The organism is uncultured Haliea sp., assembly GCF_963973825.1.
Classification (GTDB): domain Bacteria; phylum Pseudomonadota; class Gammaproteobacteria; order Pseudomonadales; family Halieaceae; genus Haliea.
On sequence record NZ_CAXBAE010000007.1, the window covers coordinates 72650 to 96205 of the forward strand.

The following is a 23556-nucleotide window of genomic DNA, read 5'->3' on the forward strand; positions in this document are numbered from 1 at the left end:
ACATGAAAACCAATAGAGCGCTAGGGTTCCGACCACTGTACCGGTGGTGACTGGTCCGAGAGCACTCGACCTTTCGGTGAAGGGTTACACGGCGGGATAAAAGCCCGGGAGAACTGAAGGCGAAATGCCGGGGGTACTCTGTGATCAACCGACCCAACCCGACTGAGAGGTACACCATGAAGCGATTTACCCTATTCCTGCTCCTTGTGATGTTGTCGTCAACGGCATCGGCCCGCGACAGCTTCAAGATCTGCTGGTCGATCTACGTCGGCTGGGTACCCTGGGCCTACGGTGCCGAACAGGGCATCGTGAAGAAGTGGGCCGACAAATACGGCATCAATATCGAAGTGGTGCAGATCAACGACTACATCGAATCCATCAACCAGTACAGCATGGGCGAGTTCGATGCCTGCACCATGACGAACATGGATGCGCTGACCATTCCGGCGGCGGGCGGTGTGGACAGCACGGCGCTGATCGTCGGCGACTTTTCCAACGGCAATGACGGTATCGTGCTCAAAGGCAAGGACTCAATGGCGGACATCAAGGGGCAGACCGTGAATCTGGTCGAGCTAAGCGTGTCCCACTATCTGCTGGCCCGCGGCCTGGAAAGCGTGGGTCTTACCGAGCGCGATGTCCAGGTGGTGAACACCTCGGACGCCGATATGGTGGCGGTCTATGCGACACCCGGTGTGACGGCAGTCGCGACCTGGAATCCCCTGTTGAGTGAAGTGGCCGCCATGCCAGACAGCCACCTCGTATTCGACTCCTCCCAGATCCCCGGCGAGGTGATCGACCTGTTGATCATCAACACCGAGACGCTGGCGGCCTACCCGGCGCTGGGCAAGGCGCTGACCGGGGCGTGGTACGAAATCATGGCACACATGAACGGTGGCGATGAGCGCGCGACCGCCGCCAAGACCTTCCTGGCGGAACTGTCCGGTACCGACCTTGCAGGTTTTGAGTCGCAACTGGCCAGCACCGAAATGTTCTACACCCCGGCGGAAGCGCTGGCCCTGACCAACAGCGAGCAGGTGAAGGCCACCATGCAGACGGTGGCGGAGTTCTCGCACAAACACGGCTTGCTGGGTGAGGGCGCGCCTGGTGCCACGTTCATCGGTGTGGAGACACCCGCGGGCGTCTACGGTGATAGCAATAACATCAAGCTGCGTTTTGATCCGACCTACATGCAAATGGCCCTGGACGGCGAACTCTAGGCCCACGGCAGGGCACGGGAGCGTTGCTCTCCCGTGCTCCACCCCATCAAGGATTGATCATGAAACGCCTGATTAACCAGACACCTGCGCCGATGCTGCGCGTGCTGCTTACCCTGTTGCCTTTTGTGGCACTGGTGCTGCTGTACATGCTGGCTTCGGATGCCCGATTGGCGGAAAACCCCGCAGACAAACTGCTGCCCAGCTTCGCGCAGATCGGCGATGCCATACAGCGCATGGCCTTCGAGCCGAGCAAGCGCAGCGGTGACTACCTGCTCTGGGAGGACACGCTGAGCAGCCTTACCCGGCTTGGGCTGGGGGTGGTGATCGCGGCGGTGATCGGCCTTGCACTGGGATTGTTCACCGGTGCCCTGCCGCTGGTGGCAGCGACGGCGAGTCCCCTGCTGACCGTGGTGTCGCTGATTCCCCCGCTGGCGATTCTTCCCGTCCTGTTCATCGTGTTTGGTCTGGGTGAATTGTCGAAGGTGGCCTTGATCGCCATTGGCATCACACCGTTCATTGCCCGCGACATACAGCGGCGCACGCAGGAGATACCCTCGGAGCAGCTGGTCAAGGCGCAAACTCTGGGAGCGAATACCAGTCAGATCATCTGCCGGGTGCTGTTACCGCAGCTGATGCCGCGACTGGTCGACGCAGTGCGTCTTTCGCTGGGCGCCGGCTGGCTGTTTCTCATTGCCGCCGAAGCGATTGCCGCGACCGAGGGCCTGGGCTATCGCATCTTTCTGGTGCGCCGCTACATGGCGATGGACGTTATCCTGCCCTATGTAGCCTGGATCACCCTGCTGGCGTTTGTGATTGATGCGCTGCTGGCAGCCCTCAGCCGTCGCCTGTTTCCGTGGCATCACCAGGGGGCCCACTGATGATTGAAGCGCGCAATCTGTGGAAGAAGTACGGTGACAAAGTGGTGCTGGAGCGCGTCAACCTGCGGGTTGAGGAAGGAGAGTTCATCACCCTGGTGGGCACCTCGGGATGCGGTAAAAGCACCTTCCTGAACATGCTGCTGGGCACCGAGCCCGTCAGCAGCGGTGAGTTACTGCTGCACGGCAAGCCCGTACCCGGCGAACCGGGCCCGGACCGGGGCATCGTGTTCCAGCAGTACTCCGTGTTCCCGCATATGACGGTTTTGCAGAACGTGATGGCTGCTCGCGGTTTCTCCCGCCGCAATCTTACCGGCGCACTGTTTGGCAGCGCGCGCCGCGCGGCGCGGGAGGAGGCCCTGGCCCTGCTCGAGGAAGTGGGTCTGTCCCACGCGCAGGGGCAGTATCCCGCCGAGCTCTCCGGTGGCATGCGCCAGCGTCTCGCCATCGCCCAGGCGCTGCTTGGCCGCCCCGGTATTCTCCTTCTCGACGAGCCGTTCGGTGCCCTGGACCCCGGTATCCGGGCCGACATGCACGACCTCGTGCTGCGCCTCTGGCGCCAGTACCGGCTCACGGTGTTCATGGTCACCCACGATCTCAAGGAGGGTTTCTACCTGGGTACCCGGCTCTGGGTATTCGACAAGACACGACACGATCCCCAGGCACCCGACGCCTATGGCGCGACCATCACCTACGACTTGCCGGTAGGCAAGATTGACCGGGACACCCTGTCTGACATTGATCGCGACCTGGCGCGCACGGCAACAGAAACGGAATGACATCATGAACGCTTGCGAGTATGAAACCGAAATCGCTCCCGGTGGCCACTGGTCACTGCGCCTGCGCAGGGGGACAGCAATGCGGCTTACCGACAGCCGCGGCGACGCCAATCTGGGGATGCTGTTTTACAACCCCGAAAACCTGCAGGAGCGCTACAACGCACCCGACACGCTTAAATGCCAGCACACCTTCAAGCTCACCCGGGGGCATTGCCTGTATTCGGATATGGGCCGCATTTTTGCCTCCATTGTGGAGGACTCCCTGGGGTGGCATGAGACGGTATGCGGCAATTCCCGTGCCGAACATGTCGCGCAACAGTGGGGCGGCCGCGATTACCAGGGCGATCGCAACGACTGGCACCAGAATGGCCACGATGCGTTTCTTGTCGAACTCGCCAAGTATGGGCTCGGTGCGGCGGATATGGCCGCCAATATCAACTGGTTCAGCCGTGTTTCCACCGACGAGGACGGGAATCTGCGTCGGGTGGAGGGGCATAGCGCGGCCGGCAGCCACGTCACCCTGCGCTTTGAGATGGACACGCTGGTACTGCTCCACGCCTGCCCCCATCCACTGCATCGCGCGCCGTCCTATCCGCGTAGCCCCGTGCATATCGCACTGGGCAAGGCGGCTCCGGTGGCTGAGGACGACATCTGCCTGAATCATTGCGATGAGAACCGGCGCGGCTTCCACAACAACCTGCTGTATCACCTGGGAGGCTGAGGAGTCCACCATGTTGACTGAAAGTGTACGGCGCCCCGATGAGGCGCATTCCCGCACCACCGTGCCCGCCGGCGACTATTACCTGGGTCGGCTGAACGCGGGCCAGACACTGCGTATTCTGGATCTCGAGGGCAATCAGGCCGCTGATACCCTGTTCTTCAACGCAGAGGACAGCGCCGAGCGCTACAGCGCGACCGATACCCTGCGCGAACAGGGCAATGTGTACCTGAGCGCGGGGTCCATACTGCGTTCCAGCCGCAACCGTCCCATGCTGGAAATTGTCGCGGACACCTGTGGTCGTCACGACACCCTGGGCGGCGCCTGCGCCAGTGAGAGCAATACGGTGCGCTACGACCTTGAGAAACGCTGCATGCACTCCTGTCGCGACAGCTGGATGCTGGCGATTGCCGAACACCCCGAGTATGGCCTGCACAAGCGTGATATCGGCCACAACATCAACTTTTTCATGAACGTGCCAGTCACCGCGGAGGGCGGCCTGACCTTTGAGGACGGTATTTCCGCGCCGGGCAAATATGTCGAATTGACGGCGCTGATGGATGTGCTGGTGCTGATTTCCAATTGCCCCCAACTGAACAATCCCTGCAATGGTTTTAATCCAACGCCGGTTGAGGTGTTGGTCTGGGATCGCTGAATCAGATAACCCCGGCTGTGGACGACCATAGCCGGCAACGATGAGACGGGACGACCCGCGCCAGGTTTGACGATGTTTGACACTGTACTTGTAGCCAACAGGGGGGCGATCGCCACCCGCATCCTGCGCACCCTGCGTCGAATGGATATCCGCTCTGTGGCGGTATATGCAGACTGCGATGCCGACAGCCTGCATGTGCGACAGGCGGACCAGGCTTTCTGCCTGGGGGAGGGGGGTGCCGCCGAGACCTACCTCAACATGGAGCGCATTCTCGAGGTGGCGCGCGAGAGCGGCGCGCAGGCCATTCATCCGGGCTACGGTTTTCTCAGCGAAAACGCTGAATTCGTCAGGCGCTGCGAAGCGGCGGGCATCGCCTTTATCGGGCCGACACCTGAGCAGATGCAGGCCTTTGGGCTCAAGCACCGGGCCCGGGACCTGGCGGAGGCCGCGGGTGTTCCACTGTTGCCGGGTTCCGGGTTGCTCGACACGCTGGCGGCGGCGGAAGCAGAGGCGCTGCGTATTGGCTATCCGGTGATGCTGAAGAGCACGGCTGGCGGTGGCGGCATAGGCATGCAGCTTTGCCACGATGCAGCAGAGCTGGCCGGTGCGTTTGATTCTGTGCGTCGGCTGGGCGCCAACAACTTCGCTGACGACAGCGTGTTCCTGGAGAAATTCATCGGCCGTGCCCGGCACATTGAAGTGCAGGTGGTGGGAGACGGCCAGGGCAGGGCGCTGGCGCTCGGGGAGCGTGACTGTTCAAGCCAGCGACGCAACCAGAAAGTGGTTGAAGAATGCCCCGCCCCCAATCTGGAGGACGCGACCCGTACCGCTCTGCACAGTACCGCTGAACGCCTGTTGTCGAGCATAGGCTACCGCAACGCCGGCACCGTGGAGTTCATCTACGATGCCGACACGGCAGCGTTTTATTTTCTCGAGGTCAATACGCGGCTGCAGGTTGAGCACGGCGTGACGGAAGAAGTGTATGGCGTAGACCTGGTGGAATGGATGCTGCGCATTGCTGCCGGCACTGCTCCCGACCTGGATGCCGAGCGCGTCGCCCTGCGGCCACGGGGTCACGCCGTGCAGGTGCGCGTCTACGCCGAGGACCCGTCGCTGGACTTTCAGCCCTGCGCGGGCCTGCTGAGCCACGTCAGTTTTCCCTCCGGCGACGGGGTGCGCATTGACCACTGGATTGAGTCCGGCGTTGAGGTGCCTCCCTTCTTTGATCCAATGCTGGCCAAGGTGATTGTGCACGCCGCCGACCGCAGCGCGGCACTGCAGAAGCTGCAGCGCACCCTCGACGAGATCGAACTCTACGGCAGTGAGACCAATCTCGGTTACCTGCGGGCCCTGAGCCGCGATGCCACGCTGCTGCAGGGACAGGTGACCACCCGCTACCTGAACCGCTTCAGTCATCGCCCGGCGCGGGTTGATGTGCTGCAGGGCGGAACACAGACCACACTGCAGGACTACCCGGGTCGGCAGGGGCACTGGGATGTTGGCGTGCCGCCTTCCGGCCCTTTCGACAGCTACTCGTTCCGCCTCGCGAACCGCCTGCTGAACAACGAGGCCGATGCCAGCGCTCTGGAGATTACCCTGCAGGGCCCGCTGTTGCGCTTCGCTGTCGATACGCAAATGGTGATTGCCGGCGCGGCGATCGAGGCCACCCTCGATGAGCAACCCGTCTTTCCGTGGGAGGTGGTTGCCGTGCGCGCGGGCCAGACACTGCAACTGGGACGGGTGCGTGAAGCCGGGGCGCGCGCGTACCTCGCGGTACGCGGCGGTTTTCAGTGCCCGGCGTATCTCGGTTCGCGCTCCACCTTCACACTCGGCCAGTTCGGCGGCCACAACGGCCGTGCGCTGAGGGCCGGTGACGTGCTGCACCTGAGTGAGGAGCCTGCGCTCCCCGCGGCAGCGCAGCGGCTTCCCACTGCACTGCAGCCCGACATCCACCGGCAGTGGCAGCTGAGGGTAATTTACGGCCCCCACGGCGCCCCTGATTTCTTCACGGATGACGACATCGCCACATTCTTTGCCACCGACTGGGAGGTTCACTACAACTCCAGCCGCACGGGTGTGCGCCTGATTGGCCCGAAACCGCAGTGGGCCCGTGCCGACGGTGGTGAGGCAGGCCTGCACCCCTCCAACATTCACGACAATGGCTACGCCTTCGGCACGGTGGATTTCACCGGTGATATGCCCGTTATTCTCGGCCCGGATGGCCCCTCACTGGGAGGGTTCGTGTGCCCGGCGACGGTGATTACCGCGGATCTGTGGAAGCTCGGGCAGCTGCGGGCTGGCGACACGCTGCGCTTTGTGCCTGTGTCGCTGCCCCAGGCGGTGGCGCTCGAGGCCGCCCAGAGTGAGGCCATTGCCGCGCTTGCACCGGTTGCCTGTGAGTGGCAGCCGGCGGCACCGCTGTCGCCGGTGCTGGCGCGCTTCCCCGCGGAGACCTTCGGTGACGAGATTGTCTGCCGCAGCGCGGGAGACCACTTTCTGCTGGTCGAGTACGGCGAGCAGGAACTCGATATTCGGCTGCGCTTCCGGGCCCATGCACTCATGCAGTGGTTGCAGCAATACTCGCTGCCGGGGCTGCGCGAGTTGATCCCGGGGATCCGCTCGCTGCAGATTCACTACGACAGCCAGGTGCTGGGCCACGATGCCCTGCTTGCGCACCTCGAGCGCGGCGAGCGCGAGCTGGCCACGCAACTGGCGCAACTCAGCGTGCCCTCACGCATCGTGCACCTGCCGCTGTCCTGGGATGATGAGGCCTGCCGGCTCGCCATCGAAAAATACACGCAGTCCGTGCGAAAGAATGCCCCCTGGTGCCCGAGTAACCTGGAATTCATTCGCCGCATCAACGGGCTCGAAGACATCGAGGCCGTCAAGCGCATTGTATTTGAGGCCGCGTACCTGGTGATGGGGCTGGGTGATGTCTATCTCGGGGCGCCGGTGGCTACGCCGGTAGACCCCCGGCACCGCCTGGTCACCACCAAGTACAATCCCGCGCGCACCTGGACGGCAGAAAACTCCGTGGGTATCGGGGGTTCCTATCTCTGCGTGTATGGCATGGAGGGCCCGGGAGGCTACCAGTTCGTCGGGCGCACCCTGCAGATGTGGAACCGCTATCGACGTACCGACGCCTTCGAGGAGCCCTGGCTGCTGCGTTTCTTCGACCAGATTCGCTTTTATGAAGTCAGTCACGACGAGCTGCAGCAAATCCGTCGTGACTTCCCGCAGGGGCGCTATCCGCTGACCATTGAGCAGAGCCAGTTCTCACTGGCCGACTACGAGCAGCTGCTGGCCGACCATGCAGGGGCCATCGACGACTTCCGTAGCCGCCGTCAACAGGCCTTCGCGGCAGAGCTGGCGCAGTGGCACGCCAGCGGGCAGTTCAACTTCGCTGAAGAAGAGCAGCCCCCGGCTGTGGAAGAGCAGAGCTGGCCCGACAGCGCCACCGTCGTGGACAGCCCCGTTTCCGGCAGTGTCTGGCAGCTGCGCGTGCAGGTGGGGGATACCGTGGGCCGCGGCGATGCGCTGCTGGTGCTGGAATCGATGAAGATGGAGATTGCCGTATCTGCCCCCTGCGATGGCACGGTCACCCAGGTGTTGCCGACCGCCGGCGGTCGCGTCGCCGCGGGGCAGGCACTGGTGGTGCTTGAGGACTCGAAGAACAGCGCAGGAGCTGCATCATGAGCCACACTATGACCATCGCGGGATTACAGGCGGCCTACGCGGACGGTGAACTGACGCCGGCGTCCGTGATGGAGAACATTCGCCAGCGTGCCGGCGAGTATGCCGGGCACAATATCTGGATTCATGTGCTCAGTGCGCAAGAGCAGGCAGGCTGGCTGGAGGCTCTCGCCGATCGCGACCCGGCGACCCACCCACTGTGGGGCGTGCCCTTCGCCATCAAGGACAATATCGACCTCGCCGGTATTCCCACCACGGCGGGCTGTCCCGAGTTCGCCTACACGCCGTCGCAGTCTGCACGGGTGGTGCAGCAACTGCTGGATGCGGGTGCGATTCCGGTGGGCAAGACCAATCTGGACCAGTTCGCGACCGGGCTCAACGGCACCCGCTCGCCCTACGGCGCCTGTCACAATGCCTTCGACCCGGAATACATCTCCGGCGGCTCCAGCTCAGGCTCGGCAGTGGCTGTGGCGCTGGGTCTCGCGAGTTTCAGTCTCGGCACTGACACGGCGGGCTCGGGCCGCGTGCCGGCCTGCTTCAATAACCTGGTGGGCGTGAAGCCCACCCGCGGCCTCCTGTCCTCCCGCGGCCTGGTGCCCGCCTGCCGCAGCCTGGATTGCATCAGCCTGTTTGCGCTGGATACCGATGACGCAGACCGGGTGTTGAGCTGCGCGGAAGGGTTCGACCAGGAGGATGCCTTCAGCCGCCGCAACGTCTTCGCCAATAGCGCACGCCACTACGGACTGCGCACGGGGCCGCTGAAAATGGGCGTGCTCGGCGAAGAGCATCTGAAATTCTTTGGTGACAGTGACTATGCAGCGGCCTACCGGCATACCCTGGCAGCGCTGGCTGACGCGGGGGTGGAACTGGTGCCGGTGGACTACACGCCTTTCGACCAGGCGGCGCGTCTGCTGTATGACGGCCCCTGGGTGGCGGAGCGTTACATCGCCTGTGAATCCATGCTCGCCGCGAACCCCGAAGCCATCCATCCGGTGGTTCGGCGTATCGTGGCACAGGGTGAGACGCTGCAAGCAACGGCACTGTTCCAGGCCCAGTACCGGCTGGCGGCCCTGCGCCAGCAGTGCGAGGCGGCGCTGGCGGGCCTCGACTGCCTGCTCACACCCACGGCGGGACGTCTGTTCAGTATTGCCGACCTGCTCGCCGAGCCGGTGCTGTACAACGCCCAACTCGGCTATTACACCAATTTCATGAACCTGCTGGACATGGCAGCGGTGGCGGTGCCCACGGCCTTTACGCCGGGCGGGCGCCCCTTTGGTGTGACCCTGGCAGGCAGCGCTTTCAGTGACCGCGCATTGCTGTCGATGGCCAATCGCCTGCGTGCCCTGCTGCCGTTGCCACTGGGTGCCCTGCAGGTGGCCGCGAGCGGCAGCAGGGCGCCGGCAGTGGCTGACACGACGCACACGAAGATTGCGGTCTGCGGTGCGCATCTCGATGGCCTGCCCCTGAACTGGCAGCTCCGTGAGCGCGGCGCCACCCTGCTGACCCGCACGCAGAGCGCCGCCTGCTACCGACTCTACCTGCTGGCCGGGGGGCCTCCCCTGCGCCCGGGCATGGTGCGTGACGAAGCGCAGGGGCGCGACATCGAGGTGGAGGTGTGGTCCATCCCGACTGCCGAACTGGGGAGCTTCGTTGCCGGCATCCCCGCACCGCTGGGGATCGGCAAAGTGGAGCTGGCGGACGGCAGCTGGGTCAGTGGTTTCATCTGCGAACCGCAGGGTGTATTGACGGCAGCGGAGGACATCACGCACCACGGTGGCTGGCGGCGTTGGTTGCAGGGCAGCGGAATGGCATGAGGGGCTGTGCCCACCGGCGATTCTATGGCGTATACTGCGGGCTTCGCTGAAATTCGGAGATGCCTGCATGAAACTGGTCACTGCCATCATCAAACCGTTCAAGATGGACGACGTCCGTGCCGCACTGGCGGAAATAGGTGTTCAGGGGATTACTGTGACAGAGGTCAAGGGCTTTGGTCGTCAGCGCGGCCACACCGAGCTGTACCGGGGCGCCGAGTACGTGGTGGACTTCCTGCCCAAGCTGAAACTGGAGATCGCCGTCGGTGAGTCCCAGCTGGCTTCGACCATTGATGCCATCATTCAGGCAGCCAATACCGGCAAGATCGGAGACGGCAAGATCTTTGTCACCGAGATGGAACAGGTCATCCGTATTCGCACCGGCGAGACGGGCGAAAACGCGATCTAAACCCGAGTCCCCCGGGGTTCTTCCTGTCAAGGCTTGCCGTTGAGGCGGGCGATGGCCGCGGGCAGGTCGCGCAGCGCCGTGACCTCCTCGTCGGCGCGATAGCTCTCAGGCTGCCAGGCGTCACCTGCCAGGTTCACCCAGACAGTGCGCAGGCCCACCCGCTGTGCCCCGAGTATGTCGTGTTCGGGGTTGTCGCCCACATGCACAATCTCTTCCGCGGCGGCACCGGTCGCCGCCAGTGCGGCGTGAAACATGTCCGGCGCAGGCTTGCTGGCACCGATCTCTTCTGCCAGAAAGGCAAAATCGAAGTATTCCGCCGCATCGGTCTTGTAGATGTCGGCGTTGCCGTTGGTCAGCGCACCCAGTCGGTAGGTTTTGGCCAGCGTCTGCAGCACGTCCAGCGCCTCCGCGTAGAGCTCGACCTTGTGCCGCTCTTCCAGAAAGGCGGCGAACGCCGCGCGGGCGCCGGCCTCGCTCTCTGCGACGCTGAAGCCCGCCGCGCGCTGCAGCTCAAACAGTGTGCGTATGCGCATCTGACTGACGTGATGCACCAGTTCCGGATGCTGCTTCCAGACCCGCTTCTTGAATTCCCACAGGCTGTCGTGGTCGTGGTGCTCGATGCTTCCGGGGCGATGCTGCAGCAGCCAGTCCCGCTGTGCCTGCTCCGCACGCAACAGGGCAGGCTCCACGTCCCACAGCGTGTTGTCCAGGTCGAAGGTGATCACCCGCAGCGGCATGCGCTCATTCCTCGCCGGGCTTGCGGCGCCGGGCACGCGGATGCGCTGCGTCGTAGACCTTGGCCAGATGCTGGAAGTCGAGGTGGGTGTAGATCTGGGTGGTGGCAATGTTCGCGTGCCCCAGCAACTCCTGCACCGCGCGCAGGTCGCCGCTGGATTCCAGCATATGGCTGGCAAACGAGTGGCGCAGCATGTGTGGATGTACGTCCTGGTACATGCCTGCCCGCCGGCCTTGCAGGCGCAGCCGATCCTGGATCGTGCGCGCGCTGGCGCGCGTTCCGCGACGGCTGAGGAACAGTGCGGGGTCGGTGCTTGCGGGGCGCACTTCCAGCCAGCGATCCAGTGCCGCCAGTGCCACCGCGCCCACCGGTACGGTGCGTGTTTTGCGGCCCTTGCCGGTGACGGTGAGCAACTGCTCATGGCGGTCTATGTCGCCGAGATTGATAGCGGCCAGCTCCGCCAGTCGCAGGCCTGAGGAATAGAAGAGCTCCGCCATGGCGCTGTCCCGGCGCGCCGTCAGGTCATCGCCGCTGAATTGCAGGTAGCGGTTTACCTGATCGGTATCCAGCGCTCGCGGCAGGCGCCTGGGCTGCCGCGGCGCCTGTACCGCGGCGGCCGGGTTACGCGTATGACCCTGTTCCCGACCGAGATAATTGAAGAAGGAGCGCAGCGCCGACAATGCACGCTGGATGCTGCTGCTGGCGAGGCCCTGGCGGCGCAGCTGGCTTACCCAGGCACGTATGTCGGACTCGTGCAACCGGGCCGGATCGCTGCGACCACGATCCGCGCAGAAACGCTGGAGGCCGGCGAGGTCGCGCTGGTAGTTGCTGACCGTGTGTGGCGACAACTGGCGCACGTCGCGCAGGTAGCGGATAAAGGCCTCAGAGGCGACCTGCAGCGGCGTGGCCTCCGGCATCACGCCTGTGCCGGTGCTTGCAGGCGGGGCAGCAGGCGCACCATCACCTCGGCAATATGCTGCAGGAACAGCGTGCCCATGGTGCTCGTATAGTGATGCGCATCGGAACTGCCCACCGCGATGACCCCCAGGTCCTCTGTTCCGGCAAGTGGCATGACTGCTGCAGATCCCACGCTGCCGGCGTTCTCGAACAGGAAGTCGAGCTCCTCCCGGCGCAGTGGGCCGCAGACGGCTTTGCGTCCGCGCAGCAGGGCGCCGATGGCTGACTGGGCGCTTTCCGCCGGCACCACACGTAAACCATCCGCCGCGGTCGCATCACCGAACAGGATGATGCTTGCGTGTTCAACACCGAAATCCGCCTGCATGGCGCGCTGGAAGGCGGCGCACAGTGCCGGGACGGAGTCGGCGTCCAGCATGGCGAGCACCAGGTGCCGGGTTTGCTCGTATAGCTTGTCGTTGCTGCGCGCATTCGCCGTGAGGGCGTTGAGCCGCTGGCGCATTTCGGTATTGCGTTCGCGCAGCACGCTCACCTGCTTTTCTACCAGGGACACGGCACTCCCGGAGGCGTGGTTCACGTGTAGAAAATCCAGCATGTCAGGGTGGCGCTGCAGGAAATCGCTGTGGTTCTTGAGGTACTCGCGAACGGTGTCGTCGGTCAATGCTGCGCTCTCGGCAGCGACTGCCTGTTCATTTCTGGCTGACATGGTCTGTGCTCCACATTTCCGGCGCGCGGCGCCGGCGTCATATTCTGATACTGCCCTCGAACACGACGGCGGTCGGACCCGTCATGGTCACCGGGTTGCCGGGGCCGGGCCAGCGAATCTCAAGCTTACCGCCGGGCAGGTGAACTGTCACGGTGTCCTGCAACCAGCCGCGCATCATGCCGTACACGGCTGCCGCGCAGGCACCTGTACCGCAGGCCAGGGTCTCCCCGGCCCCGCGCTCGTGAACACGCAGGCGAATTTCCCCTGCCGAGAGCACCTGCATGAAACCGGCGTTGGTGCGTTTCGGGAAGCTGGGGTGGTGTTCGATTGCCGGACCCAGTGTGGCAACGGGGGCGCTGTCAACGTCTTCCACACGCAGCACCGCGTGCGGATTGCCCATCGACAGCGCGCCGATGTCCAGCTGCTGGTCCGCCACCTGCAGGGTGTAGCTCGGTGCCTCGTGATCGGCCAGCAGTGGAATACGCGCTGGCTCAAAGACCGGCGCGCCCATGTCGACTTCCACCCGCTGCTTGTCACGCAGGCGCAGTTCGAGCACGCCACCGGCGGTCTGCACGCGGATCACGCGCTTGCCGGTCAGGTGCTTGTCACGCACGAAGCGGGCGAAGCAGCGTGCGCCGTTGCCGCAATTCTCCACTTCACTGCCATCCGCATTGAAAATGCGATAGCGAAAGTCCACCTCCGGACTGTCCGGCGTTTCCACCAGCAGGACCTGGTCACAGCCGATACCGAAGTGCCGGTCGGCGAGGCGCTTGATGTCCTCTGTGCAGGGGCGAAAGCGCTGGGTTATCAAATCGATGACGACGAAATCGTTCCCTGCACCGTGCATTTTGGTGAATTTGAGCAGCATCGGCGGGTGCTCCTCAGTCGGGCAGACGGCGTTCCCGCCGCAACAGGTCGTCAAGGGTTTCACGGGCGCCGACGACATGCATCGCGTCACCATCCACCATGATTTCCGCGGCGCGTGGCCGGGTGTTGTAGTTGGAACTCATGCTGAAGCCGTAGGCGCCGGCGCCGAACATGGCCAGCAGGCTGCCCTCCCGCAGGCACAGTGTGCGTTGCTTGCCGAGGAAGTCGCCGGTTTCGCACACCGGGCCGACGATGTCCCAGGTGGCGTTGATGCCGTCGGCCGCAGCGTGACTGGGCTGTATATCCAGCCACGCCTGGTACAGTGCGGGACGGATCATGTCGTTCATGCCGGCGTCTACCAGCGCAAAATTGTGTTCCGGTGTCTGCTTCAGGTATTCCACCCGGGTGAGCAGAACACCGGCGTTGGCAGCGATGGAGCGGCCGGGCTCGAACACCAGGGGCAGCCGGCGTTCGCCCAGCTCCCGGCGGATGGCAGCGATGTAGTCGGCGATGGCGGGGGGCTGTTCGTCGCGGTAGCGCACGCCGAGGCCGCCACCGAGGTCGAGATGGCGGATGGCAATACCCTCGTCCGCCAGTGTGTCGACCAGCAGCAACAGGCGCCGCAGGGCGTCAATGAAAGGGCTCAGCTCCGTCAGCTGTGAGCCGATGTGGCAGTCCAGCCCCTGCACATCGATATGCGGCAGCGCGACGGCGCGCCGGTACAGCGGCAGGGCTTCGTCGACGCCGAGGCCGAACTTGTTTTCCCGCAGACCGGTGGAGATGTAGGGGTGGGTGCGCGCATCCACATCGGGGTTTACCCGGATCGACACCGGTGCCTGCCTGCCCATCTGTCCGGCGACGCGGTTGAGCACATCCAGCTCCGCCGCCGATTCAACGTTAAAACAGTGAATGCCCAGCTCCAGAGCCCTGGCCATTTCTGCGGCGGTCTTTGCCACGCCGGAAAATACGGTCTTCGCGGGATCTCCGCCGGCGGCAATCACCCGCTCCAGTTCGCCCACGGAAACAATGTCAAAGCCCGCACCGAGGCGGGCCAGCACATCGAGGACGGCGAGGTTGGAGTTGGCTTTGACGGCGTAGCAGATCAGGTGCGGCCAGTCGGCAAGCGCGCCCTGGTAGGCGCGCAGGGCTGTTTCCAGGGCGGCCCGTGAATACACATAGCAGGGCGTGCCGTGGTGCTGGGCTATGGCGTCAGCGGCGACCTCTTCGGCGTACAGGGTGCCGGCGCGAAACTCGAAGAAACTCATGGTTCTGTGGGCACTCAGTAGGTTGCGGAAGCGTGAGCCGTCGTTGCTGGCAGCACTGCACTCGCCACCGGCGCGGTTGCGGGCGCCTCTGCCTGCGGCGGCAACTGCAGGGGGCCGGTCTGCCCGCAGCCGGCCAGCAGGGCCAGTAGTGGGGCAATCAGCCAGTGAGGGCGCGTCATGGGCATGGCTGGGGTTCCGTCCATAAAAGCGCGCAGTATACCCGAATTGACGCAGGATTCTGCGTTGCACAACGCGGGGCGGGCAGGCCCGGGGGCGGCGCCTCGGCAAAGGCTCGAATTGCGCGCGGGATCATGGCAGGATCAGGGGTTTGTTACTGAGGCCCTGCCCGTGCGAGCGTGTGTTTCCCTCAAGGTGTCCCTGCGTCGCTGTGCCATTGGCGGCCTGACTGCCCTGCTGCTCCTGGCCGGTGCGGCCCAGGCAGTGGAGCCGCTGTACGGCAAGAACCTGACACCGGTCAGCGGTCTTCTGGGCTTGCCCTCGATGCGCGGTGCCGCGCTGCTGCCTGCGCAGGACATGGCTTTCGCCGTGCATGGCGCGATGGCCAGCCACGCCGTGTTCGACAGCGCCACCGGGGAGGCACTGCGCCTGGATGGTGAAACCCACCGCCTCGCCCTCGAGTGGCGCTATGGCCTGGCACCCGGCTGGGAGCTGCAGGTGGAGCTGCCCTGGCTGAGCCACAGCGGCGGCTCGCTGGATGCGCTGATCGACAGCTGGCACAGCCTGTGGGGAATGCCGGATGGGGGGCGTGATGCGGTGCCCCGCGACCAGCTGGACTTCCGCTATCTGAACTCGACGGCGGCGTTTGCCCTGCAGGACAGCGTCTCCGGAGCGGGTGATGTCACCCTGGGCCTGCACCGCGCATTGCGCACTGGGGGGAACTGGCGCCTGAGCGCCGGATTGGGGTACAAGCTGGCGACCGGAGAAGAGCGCGAGCTGCTGGGCAGTGGCGCGGAGGATGTTTTTCTGGTGTTGCGGGCCGACGGCTTGCCCCCGCAGAGCGTCTGGCAGCTGTTTGGGCAGGCGGGTTATCTGAGAGCGGGGCAGGTTCCGGGGCTGCGTGCCGCGCAGGAGCGCAATCTCTGGTTTGCCGGTATGGGGGTGAGCTGGGCCGTGCATGAGCGCGTCACCTTGCTGGCGCAGGTCGATGCCCACGCCGCTCCGCTGCAGAGCAATCTGACGGCTCTGGGCGACAGCGCCCTGCTGCTGAATGTGGGTGCGCGCTGGCAGCTGACGGACCGCTGGGCGCTGGAAGCCGGGTTTATGGAGGATATCCGGGTCGAGACGGCGCCGGATATCACCTTTCAGGCCAGCCTGCGCTTTGTGCCCTGACTGGCAGCGCCTCCGCCGGCACCTCCCGCCTGGCTTACTGCGGGCGGGCTGACAGCCGCTGCAGCGCGGCCTCTGCGGCCGTCTGTACCTGCCGGGGCGCAGTGCCCCCCAGGTGATCGCGCGCGGCCACCGAACCCTCCAGAGTCAGCACGTCGAACACGTCGGCATCGATCTCCCCACTGAACCCCTGTAGCGTAGCCAACGACATTTCGGCCAGGTCGGCCCCGCTGGCCACACCGTGTGCGACCGCTTTGCCCACCACCTCGTGGGCGTCGCGGAAGGGCAGTCCCTTGCGCACGAGATAATCTGCGAGATCGGTCGCGGTGGAAAACCCGCGGCGTGCCGCCTCGCGCATCTGCGCCGCGCGCGGCCGGATGGCAGGCACCATGTCGGCAAAGGCACGCAGGCTGCCCAGTACGGTATCGATGGTATCGAAGAGCGGCTCCTTGTCCTCCTGATTGTCCTTGTTGTAGGCCAGAGGCTGGCTCTTCATCAGGGTGAGCAGGGAGATCAGATGGCCGTTGACCCTGCCGACCTTGCCGCGCACCAGTTCAGGGACGTCCGGGTTCTTTTTCTGCGGCATGATGGACGAGCCGGTGCAGAAACGGTCCGGCAGCTCGACGAAATTGAACTGGGCTGACGTCCACAACACAAGTTCTTCAGACATGCGCGACAGGTGCGTCATCAGCAGCGCGGCGAAACTGCAGAATTCGATGGCGAAGTCACGGTCCGAGACGGAATCCAGCGAGTTGGCCGTCGGCCGATCGAAGCCCAGCGCGCGCGCTGTCATCTCGCGGTCAATAGGGTAGGTGGTGCCGGCCAGTGCAGCCGCCCCCAGCGGAGACTGGTTGAGCCGGGCACGGCAGTCCATAAGCCGGCCATAATCGCGTTCCAGCATTTCGTTCCAGGCCAGCAGGTGGTGCCCGAACACCACGGGCTGCGCGGTCTGCAGGTGGGTGAAGCCGGGCATGATGGTCGTGCAGTGCTCGGCTGCCAGTCCGATAGTGCCCCGCTGCAGGCGCGTCAGCTCTGCGCCGATGGCATCGATGGCTGCACGGAGGTGCAGGCGGATATCCGTCGCGACCTGGTCGTTGCGCGAACGGCCGGTGTGCAGTTTCTTTCCGGTATTGCCAATCAGCTCGGTCAGGCGCGCCTCGATGTTCATGTGCACGTCTTCGCGCTCGATGGACCAGTGGAACTCGCCGGCTGCGATCTCCGCTGCCACCTGGTCGAGCCCGCTCTGGATCTGTCCGCGCTCGGCATCGGACAGCACACCCACGGCGCACAGCATATCGGCATGCGCTCGGGAGCCCTGGATGTCCTCGGCCGCCATGCGCTGATCAAACTCCACGGAGGCGGTGAAGCGCTGGACGAACTGGTCGGTGGGTTCAGCGAAACGCCCGCCCCAAAGTGTGTTGGTGTCTGTCTGCTTGCTCATGTTGATCCATGTCTGGTTGAAGGCCTGCGGCGGGCCGTGACTGGGGTTCTGGCGCTTGTACCCGTCGCCCTTGGGTGCAAGTATACCACCGGGTGGACAGGGGTTTGTGTACATGCGGGATACAGGGGAGCAGCAACGGGCGGCGCGGGCACAGGCCTCGGGTGCGTTTTTCATCCCCGATCTCTGCGCGCCGCGGCCGTTGCTCTTCCTGGTGTTGCTGGCGGAGCTGATGGTCCTGATGTACACCCTGGCGGTGAGCAGCCTGCCGCGTTTTGAATGGACCGTGCTTGCCACCGGTTCGGTGCTGGTACAGTGGCTGGTGCTGGCGAGCGCGGTGACCCTGTGCCGTCTGCGCGGCTGGTTCTCGCGGCACAGCCTGTGGCTGGCCGCGGTGGGTAGCATCGTGCTGGTGGTCGCCGTCACGGGTCTGTCCGGCGAGCTGATTCTGCATTTCTACCCCGGCCTCATGGCGGATGCGGATGATCGCTGGTGGGTGCTGCGCAACATGCTGGTTGCCGCGCTGGTCACAGGCATCACGCTGCGCTACTTCTATCTACAACAGCAACTCACCCTGCGGGAGCGCTCGGAGCTGCAGGCGCGTATCGATTCCCTGCAGGCCCGTATCCGCCCGCACTTTCTGTTCAATACCCTGAACAGCATTGCCAGCCTGATCGCCTCGCACCCGGAGCGCGCTGAAACCGCGGTGGAGGACCTGGCGGAACTGTTCCGCGCCAGCCTGCGCCAGGCTGGCCCCGGGGATACCGTGGCGGAAGAGGTGCATCGCTGTGAACTCTACCTGGGTATCGAGCGGTTGCGCCTGGGCGATCGCCTGCAGGTGGAGTGGGAGGTTGCCGAGGCGCTTGCCGATCTGCCGATGCCCAGTCTGATCCTGCAGCCACTGGTGGAAAACGCCGTGTACCACGGTGTATCGCTGCTCCCGGCGGGGGGCGTGATCCGGATTTCCGTGCAGCGCGATGGAGGCGATGTACAGGTGGTGATTGACAATCCACGGCCGGATCCGCCCGCGCCCAGCCGCGGTGAGCGCATGGCCCTGAGCAACATCGAGCAGCGTTTGCAGGCGCTGTACGGCGATGCGGCCAGCCTGCGCCAGCGAGGCGGCAGCGGGGCGTTCCAGGTCGTGCTGCGCTATCCGGCGGGGCCTGTGGTATGAAAATCCTGCTGGTGGATGATGAGCCGCTGGCACGGGACCGCCTGCGTCGACTGCTGCAGCGCCTGCGGCCCGAAGCAGAGGTCATCGAGGCCGGATCGGGGGAGGATGCCCTGGCACTGCTGGCACGCGAGGACCCTTCGCTGGTGTTGCTGGATGTGCGCATGCCCGGCATGGACGGCATCGAGGTGGCTGCGGCGCTGGATCGGCTGCCCGCGCCCCCCGCAGTGATTTTCTGTACGGCCTATGATGAGTATGCGCTCGATGCGCTGCGTCATCAGGCGGTTGCCTATTTACTGAAGCCGGTGCGAGAAACAGAGCTCGCGCGGGCTCTGGCGACAGCGGGTCGGGTCAACCGCGTACAGCTCGCTGCGCTCTCGGATGGCGAGCCGGCGGGGCGCACCCAGGTCAGCAGCCAGGGGCACCGGGGCCTGGAGACCCTGCCCATCGCCGAGGTGCGCTGCTTCATTGCCGGGCAGAAGTATGTGACGGCGGTTGCCCCGGAGCGCGAGCTGCTGATTCAGGACGCGCTGAAGGATCTGGAGCAGGAGTTTGCAACGGACTTCCTGCGCGTACATCGCAATGCCCTTGTGGCGCGGCGGTACATCCGACGCCTGCGCCGGGATGCGGGCGGTAGCTGGTCAGTAGAGCTGGACGGCGTGGCGCTGCGGCCACAGGTCAGCCGGCGGCACCTCGCTGACGTGAAGGCCAGGCTGCAGCAAGGCTGAACGCACGCTAGCTGAAGTCGCGGCGCCGGGGCGCGGCTGGTATCATCGCCGTTCGAGCCCCAGGAAGTTGTTCATGCCCCGCACCATTACCATCGCTACCCGAGAAAGCCCGCTCGCACTGTGGCAGGCTGAATTTGTCCGCGACGCCTTGCAGCATGCGCACCCCGGCCTTGATGTGCAGCTGTTGGGCATGACCTCGCGCGGCGACCAGTTGCTGGATGTGCCGCTGGCCAAGGTCGGCGGCAAGGGCCTGTTCGTGAAGGAACTGGAAACCGCACTGCTCGACGGCAGTGCGGATATCGCGGTGCACTCGATGAAGGATGTGCCCATGGCGTTCCCCGAGGGACTCTGCCTGGGCGTGATCTGTGCGCGGGAAGATCCCCGCGATGCCTTTGTCAGCAATCAGTACGACAGCGTCGCCGCGCTGCCGCCGGGCAGTGTGGTAGGGACTTCGAGCCTGCGCCGGGAGTGTCAGCTGCGCGCCGCGCGCCCGGACCTCGAGGTGCGGTTTCTGCGCGGCAACGTCAACACCCGCCTGCGCAAGCTTGACGCCGGCGAGTACGACGCGATTATCCTGGCAACTGCCGGCCTGCTGCGTCTGGAAATGGCGGATAGGATCCGCCAGCGCATGCCTGTGGCGGATTCATTGCCCGCAGGCGGGCAGGGTGCGGTGGGTATCGAGCTGCGCAGTGATGACCAACAGCTGCTGGCGCTTTTGCAGCCCCTGCACCACGCGCCGACCGCGCAGCGGGTGACCGCGGAGCGCGCGTTGAATCGCCGACTGGAAGGTGGCTGCCAGGTCCCGATTGCCTGCTACGCAGAGTTCGAATCCGGTGGTGAAACACTGTGGCTGCGCGGCCTCGTCGGGCAGCCGGATGGTGCGCGGCTGCTGCGTGCCGAAGGGCGCGCGCCGGTTGCTGAGGCCGAGGCGCTGGGAGTCGCAGTGGCCGAGGATCTCCTGGCGCAGGGCGCGGGCGCCATACTGGCCGAGGTCTATGGGCGCTAGATCGGTGCTGGTTACCCGCCCGGCGGGACAGGGCGACAGGCTGTGCAATGCGCTGACGGCGCGCGGGTTCACAGCGCATCACCTGCCGTTTCTGGATCTGGAGCCGGTAGAGCCACTCCCGGCAGTCGAGCGGGCCCGCATTCTCGACCTCGACCGCGTGCAGCACGTGATTTTCATCAGTGCGAATGCGGTGAATTTCAGCCTGCCGGTGATCGAGGACTACTGGCCGCAACTGCCCGCCGGTCTGCACTGGTACGCGGTGGGTGAGGGTACAGCCCGCGCGCTTGCCGCCTTTAATGTGCTGGCCCAGACCCCGGGCGAAAATATGAGCAGCGAAGGGTTGCTGGAACTGCCCGGCCTGCGCGACTGCGCCGGACAACGCGTGTTGATCGTCAAGGGTCAGGGCGGGCGCGATACGCTGCGCGTGGAACTGGAGCGTCGCGGTGCACAGGTTGACACCCTGGCCTGCTACCGCCGTGTCCGCCCGCGCATGGCGCCGGGCGAGCTCGCCGCCATGCTGGCTCGGTGGCAGGTGGACCTGATCTGCATCAGCAGCGGCGAAGGCCTGGAGACCATGTTGGCGTTGCTTAGCCCCGCAGAAACCACTAAGTTACAGACAGTCACCTTGCTGTTGCCCTCGCGCCGCGTCGCGGATGCGGCGATGGCAGCGGGATTCCGGCATTGCCTGATTGCGGACAATGCGTCTGATGGCGCGATGCTGCGCGCACTGGAGCGCTGGACCCTGGTTAAGGGAGAGAACACGTGAGCGAAGAAAAAGACCTGACCGAAGCGCCCGCCACACCGGCTGTCGAGGCGCCGGTGGAGGAAACCGCAGCGGCACAGGGTGCTACCCCCGACAAGCCTGCCGCGCCGATGCAGACCGCGCCTGCTACCCGGCGTTCCGGCGGCGCGGTAGCGTGGTTGGCGCTGCTGGTGGCGTTGGGCCTGGGAGCTGCCGCAGGCTGGGTTTTATGGGAGGCTCAGGCGCGGGAGGCCGCCCTGTTGCAGCGTCTTGCGGAACTGGAAGCGGCCGATGCACCCTCGCAGGCGGTGGCTGTTGATGACTCGGCGCTGCGCGCTGAGCTGCGCGCGCTTGAGCGCAATGTACAGGATACGCTGGAACAGCGGCTGGACGCACTGCAGCCCCGCTTGCAAAGCCAGGCGCAGTCGATGCAGGAGCAGACCTCACGGCTGGAGGCCCTGGAGGCGCGGCTGGCGGAGCAGCGCGCGGAACTGGCGCAGTTACGCGGTGGTGACCGGGACAGCTGGTTGCTGGCAGAAGTCGAGTATCTGCTGCGTCTGGCCAATCAGCGCCTGATCATGGCCGGCGATACCGCCTCCGCCCAGCGCCTGCTGCAGAGCGCGGACGGTATCCTGCGGCAACTGGACAGCGTGGGCCTGCACCCGGTACGCCGTGCCGTGGCCGAGGATCTCGCGGTCCTGCGTGCGCTGCCCGAACTGGATCTTGAGGGTCTCTACCTGCGCCTCGGCGCGCTGGTCGACCAGGTCGCGGGTTTGGTGATCTTCGAGCTGCCGCAGCGCGCCGGGGAGGACGAGGCTGCGCCCGCCGCTACCTGGCAGCAGCGTTTGCAGCAGGGCTACCAACAGGCCTTGTCCACGCTGTCGAACTATATCGTGGTGCGCCGTCGCGAGGTGCCTGTCGAGGCGCTGGTGGATCCCCAGTGGGAGGGACTGCTGCGCCAGAACCTGGTGATGCTCCTGCAGCAGGCACAGGTGGCGTTACTGTCGGGTAATCAGGCGCTCTACACCGCCAGTCTGCAGCGCGCCAGGCGCTGGCTGATGGAGTTTTTCCTCGCCGATGAGGCGGCGGCGGCCGCTGCAGTGCGTGAGCTGGACGACCTGGCGGATGAGGTGATTGCCGTGCCATTGCCGGATATCTCCGCATCGCTGGCTGCGCTGAAAACCTATACCGAGCCGCGCCTGCAGCGCGACGGAGCACAGTAGCCATGCGTGGGCTGCTGATACTGGCGCTGCTCGCCCTCCTGCTCGGTGTCGGGGTGGTTGCCCTGATCGAGAACCACCCCGGCTATGTGCTGATAGCCTATGGGCAGTACACCGTGGAAACCAGCCTGTGGGTGGGCCTGGTCCTGCTCGCCCTGATCGCACTGCTGCTGTACGCCGCCATAGCACTGCTGCGCAAAGTGTTTTCCGGGCAGCGATCCATTGCCGGCTGGTTGGGTCAGCGCAAGACGCGACGGGCGGCCCGGTTGACGCACCGTGGCTTGATCAATTTCATCGAAGGCAACTGGGAGCGTGCCCGGCGGCAGCTGGTGGGCGGCGCCGAGCACAGCGAGGTTCCGCTGCTCAACTACCTGATTGCAGCGCGCGCCAGTTTCCAGCTGGATGAAGCGGACAAAATGCGCGAGTACCTGGGCATGGCAGAGCAGGCGGGTTCCGACGCCGGTATTGCCGTGGAGCTGACCCAGGCCGAACTGAAACTGCAGGGCGGGCAGTACGAACAGGCGGTGGCCACGCTGGAACGCGCGCGCCGCAATGCGGGGCGGCATCCCTACGTGCTGAAGTTGCTGCACAAAGCCTACCGGGGGCTGGAAGACTGGGATGCGCTGCTCAAATTGTTGCCAGAGTTGCGCAAACACGCCGTGCTGGACGAAGCGGCATTGCTTGACCTGGAGCGCAGGGTACACACGCAGCTGCTGGAGGCCTGCGCGACGGCGGGTGGTGACTCCGCTTCGGTGGCACTGCATCAGCGCTGGCAGGCAACGCCTGCGGCACTGCGGCAGGACAAGGTGGTGCTGCGCAGCTACGTGGGTTACCTGATCCACGCGGGGGATGCCAGCGGTGCGGCCAAGGTGATCCAGCGCGCGTTGAAACAGGATTGGGACGGCGATCTCGCGCGGTTGTTCGGCTACGTGGAGTTGCCGGACGCGGGGCGCCAACTGGCCCAGGCAGAGGCGTGGCTGGCGGATCACCCCCGCGACTACCAGTTGCTGTTGACGCTGGGGCGACTTTCCTGCCGGCACGAGCTGTGGGGCAAGGCGCGGGATTACTTCGAGAGCAGCTACCGGCAGCGACGCACCCCGGAAGTCTGCGCGGAGTTGGGCCGGTTGCTGGCCGCACTTGGGGAGGACCGGGAGAGCGCTGTGTATTTCCGCGAGGGCTTGCTGCTGCGGGAAACCAGCCTGCCGCTGTTGCCGCAACCGAAACGGGCCGACGCCAGCCCCGCGGCCCTGCGCTAGCC

The 23556-nt window shown here is 65.0% G+C and carries 22 protein-coding genes and 1 riboswitch; of the genes, 15 read left to right on the plus strand and 7 right to left on the minus strand.

The genetic code is table 11. The annotated features are described in order from the left end of the window. Positions 1-9 precede the first annotated feature (9 nt). A riboswitch (guanidine-I (ykkC/yxkD leader) is annotated at positions 10-113 on the plus strand. A gap of 63 nt (positions 114-176) precedes the next feature. From AACZ17_RS09930 to AACZ17_RS09965, 8 genes are all read left to right on the plus strand, one after another. After that, entirely contained in the window at positions 177-1217 is a 1041-nt protein-coding gene (locus AACZ17_RS09930; RefSeq protein ID WP_290742396.1) for a putative urea ABC transporter substrate-binding protein, read from the plus strand. 59 nt (positions 1218-1276) lie between these two features. Beyond that, positions 1277-2095 carry an ABC transporter permease subunit gene (locus tag AACZ17_RS09935; RefSeq protein WP_290742393.1) on the plus strand — a complete coding sequence of 273 codons (819 nt, stop codon included), beginning with the start codon at positions 1277-1279 and terminating at the stop codon, positions 2093-2095. Next, positions 2095-2871 carry an ABC transporter ATP-binding protein gene (locus tag AACZ17_RS09940; RefSeq protein WP_290742390.1) on the plus strand — a complete coding sequence of 259 codons (777 nt, stop codon included), beginning with the start codon at positions 2095-2097 and terminating at the stop codon, positions 2869-2871. The genes AACZ17_RS09935 and AACZ17_RS09940 overlap by 1 nt, the downstream gene beginning before the upstream one ends. A 4-nt stretch (positions 2872-2875) precedes the next feature. Further along, positions 2876-3592, plus strand: a complete 717-nt coding sequence (locus AACZ17_RS09945; protein WP_290742387.1) for an urea amidolyase associated protein UAAP1 — start codon at positions 2876-2878, stop codon at positions 3590-3592. A gap of 10 nt (positions 3593-3602) precedes the next feature. Continuing rightward, the gene (locus AACZ17_RS09950; protein WP_290742384.1) at positions 3603-4244 is read left to right on the plus strand and encodes an urea amidolyase associated protein UAAP2; all 642 of its coding nucleotides are present in this window, start codon (positions 3603-3605) and stop codon (positions 4242-4244) included. Between the two features lie 72 nt (positions 4245-4316). Continuing rightward, on the plus strand, positions 4317-7940 hold the full coding sequence (gene uca, locus AACZ17_RS09955; RefSeq protein WP_290742381.1) for an urea carboxylase: 3624 nt from the start codon (positions 4317-4319) through the stop codon (positions 7938-7940). After that, complete coding sequence (atzF, locus tag AACZ17_RS09960; RefSeq protein ID WP_290742378.1) at positions 7937-9751, plus strand: allophanate hydrolase; 1815 nt, start codon at positions 7937-7939, stop codon at positions 9749-9751. Before uca ends, atzF begins: the two co-directional genes overlap by 4 nt. 67 nt (positions 9752-9818) lie before the next feature. After that, entirely contained in the window at positions 9819-10157 is a 339-nt protein-coding gene (locus AACZ17_RS09965) for a P-II family nitrogen regulator (protein ID WP_290742375.1), read from the plus strand. A gap of 26 nt (positions 10158-10183) precedes the next feature. Here AACZ17_RS09965 and AACZ17_RS09970 read toward each other — a convergent pair whose 3' ends face one another. The 6 genes from AACZ17_RS09970 to AACZ17_RS09995 are packed head-to-tail and all read right to left on the minus strand — an operon-like array spanning position 10184 to position 14831. Beyond that, the gene (locus AACZ17_RS09970; RefSeq protein ID WP_290742372.1) at positions 10184-10894 is read right to left on the minus strand and encodes an HAD family hydrolase; all 711 of its coding nucleotides are present in this window, start codon (positions 10892-10894) and stop codon (positions 10184-10186) included. A 4-nt stretch (positions 10895-10898) separates the two neighbouring features. Further along, the gene (gene xerC / locus AACZ17_RS09975; protein ID WP_290742369.1) at positions 10899-11810 is read right to left on the minus strand and encodes a tyrosine recombinase XerC; all 912 of its coding nucleotides are present in this window, start codon (positions 11808-11810) and stop codon (positions 10899-10901) included. Continuing rightward, positions 11810-12514, minus strand: coding sequence for a DUF484 family protein (locus AACZ17_RS09980; protein ID WP_290742366.1), 705 nt, complete (start codon positions 12512-12514; stop codon positions 11810-11812). The genes xerC and AACZ17_RS09980 overlap by 1 nt, the downstream gene beginning before the upstream one ends. A gap of 37 nt (positions 12515-12551) precedes the next feature. Continuing rightward, positions 12552-13382, minus strand: coding sequence for a diaminopimelate epimerase (dapF, locus tag AACZ17_RS09985; RefSeq protein WP_290742363.1), 831 nt, complete (start codon positions 13380-13382; stop codon positions 12552-12554). A 13-nt stretch (positions 13383-13395) separates the two neighbouring features. Next, complete coding sequence (gene lysA, locus AACZ17_RS09990; RefSeq protein WP_290742360.1) at positions 13396-14646, minus strand: diaminopimelate decarboxylase; 1251 nt, start codon at positions 14644-14646, stop codon at positions 13396-13398. 14 nt (positions 14647-14660) lie between these two features. Continuing rightward, the gene (locus tag AACZ17_RS09995; RefSeq protein ID WP_290742357.1) at positions 14661-14831 is read right to left on the minus strand and encodes a lipoprotein; all 171 of its coding nucleotides are present in this window, start codon (positions 14829-14831) and stop codon (positions 14661-14663) included. 163 nt (positions 14832-14994) lie between these two features. On the opposite strand from AACZ17_RS09995, the gene AACZ17_RS10000 reads away from it, so the two are divergent. Next, the gene (locus AACZ17_RS10000) at positions 14995-15996 is read left to right on the plus strand and encodes a DUF3187 family protein (RefSeq protein ID WP_290742354.1); all 1002 of its coding nucleotides are present in this window, start codon (positions 14995-14997) and stop codon (positions 15994-15996) included. Between the two features lie 34 nt (positions 15997-16030). Here the strand turns inward: AACZ17_RS10000 and argH are convergent, their stop codons facing one another. Further along, a complete protein-coding gene (gene argH, locus AACZ17_RS10005; RefSeq protein ID WP_290742571.1) occupies positions 16031-17434 on the minus strand; it encodes an argininosuccinate lyase in 1404 nt (467 codons plus the stop codon). 112 nt (positions 17435-17546) lie between these two features. Here argH and AACZ17_RS10010 point away from each other — a divergent pair, with 112 nt between their 5' ends. The 6 genes from AACZ17_RS10010 to AACZ17_RS10035 all read left to right on the plus strand — a co-directional run bounded on the left by AACZ17_RS10010 (position 17547) and on the right by AACZ17_RS10035 (position 23554). Beyond that, positions 17547-18605 carry a histidine kinase gene (locus AACZ17_RS10010; RefSeq protein ID WP_290742351.1) on the plus strand — a complete coding sequence of 353 codons (1059 nt, stop codon included), beginning with the start codon at positions 17547-17549 and terminating at the stop codon, positions 18603-18605. Continuing rightward, a complete protein-coding gene (locus AACZ17_RS10015; RefSeq protein WP_290742348.1) occupies positions 18602-19330 on the plus strand; it encodes a LytTR family DNA-binding domain-containing protein in 729 nt (242 codons plus the stop codon). The genes AACZ17_RS10010 and AACZ17_RS10015 overlap by 4 nt, the downstream gene beginning before the upstream one ends. 73 nt (positions 19331-19403) lie before the next feature. Further along, positions 19404-20336: a hydroxymethylbilane synthase gene (hemC, locus tag AACZ17_RS10020; RefSeq protein WP_290742345.1), complete on the plus strand. Its 933-nt coding sequence runs from the start codon at positions 19404-19406 to the stop codon at positions 20334-20336. Beyond that, positions 20326-21102 (plus strand): uroporphyrinogen-III synthase, encoded by a 777-nt coding sequence (locus tag AACZ17_RS10025; RefSeq protein WP_290742342.1) that lies wholly within the window; start codon positions 20326-20328, stop codon positions 21100-21102. Before hemC ends, AACZ17_RS10025 begins: the two co-directional genes overlap by 11 nt. Continuing rightward, positions 21099-22301 carry a uroporphyrinogen-III C-methyltransferase gene (locus tag AACZ17_RS10030; RefSeq protein WP_290742338.1) on the plus strand — a complete coding sequence of 401 codons (1203 nt, stop codon included), beginning with the start codon at positions 21099-21101 and terminating at the stop codon, positions 22299-22301. Before AACZ17_RS10025 ends, AACZ17_RS10030 begins: the two co-directional genes overlap by 4 nt. 2 nt (positions 22302-22303) lie before the next feature. Continuing rightward, positions 22304-23554 carry a heme biosynthesis HemY N-terminal domain-containing protein gene (locus AACZ17_RS10035; protein ID WP_290742335.1) on the plus strand — a complete coding sequence of 417 codons (1251 nt, stop codon included), beginning with the start codon at positions 22304-22306 and terminating at the stop codon, positions 23552-23554. The last annotated feature ends 2 nt before the right edge of the window (positions 23555-23556 follow it).